The sequence below is a fragment of the Streptomyces recifensis genome, assembly GCF_002154615.1.
GTDB classification, from domain to species: Bacteria; Actinomycetota; Actinomycetes; order Streptomycetales; family Streptomycetaceae; genus Streptomyces; species Streptomyces griseoluteus.
Map to the genome: position 1 here is coordinate 1 of NZ_MUNH01000408.1, position 3,298 is coordinate 3,298.

Below are 3,298 nucleotides of genomic sequence, written 5' to 3' on the forward strand. Positions count from 1 at the left end.
CGACGAGACACCCCCTAGCCGCGGGCTTCCGTCAGCACCGCGTCCGTGAACGCCGGCCACGCCTCGATCGCCCAGGGCCCGAAGGCGCGGTCGGCCAGGGCGACGGCGGCCACCTGGGCGTCCGGGTCGGTCCACAGGAAGGTGCCGGACTGGCCGAAGTGGCCGAAGGTGCGCGGGGAGGACGAACTGCCGGTCCAGTGCGGGGACTTGGCGCCCCGGATCTCGAAGCCGAGGCCCCAGTCGTTGGGGTTCTGGTGCCCGTATCCCGGTAGTACGCCCTTGGTACCCGGATACTGCACGGTCATCGCCTCCGCCACCGTCCTGGGGTCCAGCAGGCGCGGCGCCTGGAGTTCGGCCGCGAAGCGCAGCAGGTCCGCCACCGTGGAGACGCCGTCCTTGGCGGGCGAGCCCTCCAGCGAGGTCGACGTCATGCCCAGCGGCTCCAGCACCGCCTGGCGCAGATACTCGGCGAAGGGGATGTCGGTGGCCTTGGCGATGTGATCGCCGAGCTGCTCGAACCCGGCGTTGGAGTACAGCCGCCGCTCGCCGGGCGCCGACATCGTGCGGTGCTCGTCGAAGGCCAGCCCGGAGGTGTGCGCCAGCAGATGGCGGACCGTGGCCCCGGGCGGCCCGGCGGGCTCGTCCAGCTCGACGGCACCCTCCTCGTACGCGACCAGCGCCGCGTAGGCGGCCAGCGGCTTGGTCACCGAGGCCAGCGGGAAGCGGTGGTCCGCCGGGCCGTGCGTCCCCAGTACGGTCCCGTCGGCCCGCACCACCCCCGCGGCGGCGGTGGGGACGGGCCAGTTCTCGATCAGCGCCAGGCTCTGCAACGACATACCGGCGACCCTATGCGGCTCACACCCGCAGCTCCATCAAGGGGTCCGGCTTGGGCTTGAACCCCAGCGCCTCGTACAGCGGGCGGGCGTCGGCCGAGGCGGTGAGCTGGATCTGCCGGGCGCCCCGGTCGCGGAACCAGGCCAGCAGCCCGTCCATGCACGCACGGGCGTACCCCCGACGCCGGGTACCGGGATCGGTGGCCACGCTGAACACGTAGCCGACCACACCCCGCGGATTGGACTCGCGCCCGATCCGGTACTCGGCCGTCCCCACCGCGAGCGCGGCCAGTGCCCCCGGCCGCTCCGGGTGGTCCACCACGAACGCGGCGAAGGTCCCTTCCGGGTCGGCCAGCCGGGCGCGCAGGACCGGCAGGGACTCCGCGTGCCAGGTCCCCGCGTCACCGCCTCCGGAGAGGGAGTCGAGCATCACCTGGCGCAGGCGCAGCACTTCCGGCGCGTCCCCGGGCAGCGCCCGGCGTACGAGAGTCATGCGCGGCACGCTAGCGTCCGGCTCCGGTACCCGTCCTGGCCATTTCTGCCGGATACCGCTTGCTTGGAGTGCGCTCGAAGGTCATAGCGTTGAGGGCATGACGGTGATGCAGACCACGCAAGGGAGGGCGGCCGGCCAGGACATCTGTTCCGGTCCCCCGCCGCGCCATCCCCGCCCCGACGGGCAGGACCGGTACACGATCAGTGAGGTCGTCGCCTTCACCGGACTGACCGCGCACACCCTGCGCTGGTACGAGCGGATCGGCCTGATGCCGCACGTCGACCGCTCGCACACCGGCCAGCGCCGCTACACCAACCGCGACCTGGACTGGCTGGTCTTCGTCACCAAGCTGCGGCTCACCGGCATGCCGGTGGCCGACATGGTCCGGTACGCCGAGCTGGTGCGCCAGGGCGAGGGCACCTACGACGAGCGGCGGGAGCTGCTGGAGTCGACCCGCCGGGACGTGCTCGCCCGGATCGACGAGCTGCGCGACACGCTCGCCGTGCTCGACCTCAAGATCGGTTTTTACGCCACGGAGGGGACCACCCGATGACCGACCGCACGTTGCCGTCCGTACGCCTGGGCGAGACCGGCCCGGAGACCGGTGTGCAGGGCCTCGGCTGCATGGGCATGAGCTTCGGCTACGGCCCGGCCGACGCCGAGCAGTCACGGGCCGCGCTGGAGCGCGCCTTCGACCTGGGCGTGACGCTGTACGACACGGCGGACGCCTACGGCGCCGGGGACAACGAGCGGTTCCTCGCCCCCTTCTTCAAGGCCCACCGCGACGAGGTGGTCATCGCCACCAAGTTCGCGCTGTCCATCCCGCCGGACGACCCCAGCAGGCGGATCATCCGCAACGACGCCCCTTACATCCGTCAGGCCGTCGAGGACAGCCTCAAGCGGCTCGACGTCGAGGTGATCGACCTCTATTACATGCACCGCCGCGATGTGAACGTCCCCCTGGAGGAGACCGTCGGCGTCATGGCCGACCTGGTGCGCGAGGGCAAGGTCAAGCACCTGGGACTCAGCGAGGTCACCGCGGGGGAGCTGCGCACCGCGCACGCCGTCCACCCCGTCGCGGCCGTGCAGTCGGAGTGGTCCCTGTTCAGCCGGGACATCGAGGCGCAGGTGGTCCCGGCAGCCCGCGAGCTGGGCGTCGGCCTGGTGCCCTACTCCCCGCTGGGCCGGGGCTTCCTCACCGGCGCCTTCACGGACGCCGCCAAGGAGCTGACCGACGGCGACTTCCGCCGCTCCCAGCCCCGCTTCACCGGTGACAACGCGACCGCCAACGCGGCCCTGCTGGAGCCGGTGCGCCGGGTCGCCGAGGCGCACGGCGCGACCCTCGGCCAGATCGCGCTGGCCTGGGTGCACCAGCGGGCGGCGGTGCACGGCCTCGCGGTCGTGCCGATCCCGGGCACCCGCAAGGCGGAGCGCGTGACCGAGAACATCGGCGCCGCGCACCTCGTCCTCACCGAGGAGGAGCTTGCCCTGCTGGAGCCGATCGCCGCCCGCGTCGCGGGGGACCGGTACGCCGACATGACGTTCACCTCGGCGGGCCGGGAGCAGTAGGGGGAGTGGTGAGCCGCTACAGCTCCGCCAGCAGCTCGGCCTTCTTCGCGGAGAACTCCTCGTCGGTCACCAGGCCGGCCTGGTGCAGCTCGCCCAGGTGGCGGATGCGCTCCGCGATGTCGGCCGGGTCCCGCCGGGGCGCCGCCGGGATCGCGGGGACGGCGCCTCTCGTCCGTACCGCCGCGAGGACGGCCGCCGCGAACGGCAGCGACTCGTGCACCGGCCCGTAGCCGAGCCCGAAGACGACGGTCGCCGCGTCCTGGTCGGGCGGTACCGGGTCGGCGGCGCCCGAGGGGTCGTTCGGCAGCAGCCGCAGGTACCCCTCGAACGCCTCCGGTGAGCGCCACTCCACCCCGCCGAGGTCCGCGACCGCGAACCTCTGGTCGCCCGCCTTCCACTGCGC

Annotated in this window: 5 protein-coding genes; 2 read left to right on the forward strand and 3 right to left on the reverse strand. The window is 72.8% G+C overall.

Annotation, left to right across the window (positions count from 1 at the left end; translation table 11 throughout):
• Nucleotides 1–14: 14 nt before the first annotated feature.
• Together CCN33_RS20945 and CCN33_RS20950 are read right to left on the reverse strand one after the other, a co-directional pair.
• A complete protein-coding gene (locus tag CCN33_RS20945) occupies nt 15–836 on the reverse strand; it encodes a serine hydrolase domain-containing protein (protein WP_086695104.1) in 822 nt (273 codons plus the stop codon).
• 19 nt (nt 837–855) lie between these two features.
• Entirely contained in the window at nt 856–1,326 is a 471-nt protein-coding gene (locus CCN33_RS20950) for a GNAT family N-acetyltransferase (protein ID WP_086695105.1), read from the reverse strand.
• Nucleotides 1,327–1,423: 97 nt separating this feature from the next.
• Here CCN33_RS20950 and CCN33_RS20955 point away from each other — a divergent pair, with 97 nt between their 5' ends.
• Together CCN33_RS20955 and CCN33_RS20960 are read left to right on the forward strand one after the other, a co-directional pair.
• The gene (locus CCN33_RS20955; protein ID WP_086695106.1) at nt 1,424–1,879 is read left to right on the forward strand and encodes a MerR family transcriptional regulator; all 456 of its coding nucleotides are present in this window, start codon (nt 1,424–1,426) and stop codon (nt 1,877–1,879) included.
• Nucleotides 1,876–2,895 (forward strand): aldo/keto reductase, encoded by a 1,020-nt coding sequence (locus CCN33_RS20960; RefSeq protein WP_086695107.1) that lies wholly within the window; start codon nt 1,876–1,878, stop codon nt 2,893–2,895. Before CCN33_RS20955 ends, CCN33_RS20960 begins: the two co-directional genes overlap by 4 nt.
• A gap of 16 nt (nt 2,896–2,911) precedes the next feature.
• On the opposite strand, the gene CCN33_RS20965 is transcribed toward CCN33_RS20960, so the two are convergent.
• Nucleotides 2,912–3,298: DUF4429 domain-containing protein (locus tag CCN33_RS20965; protein ID WP_140394609.1), on the reverse strand; the 387-nt coding region annotated here is incomplete at its 5' end.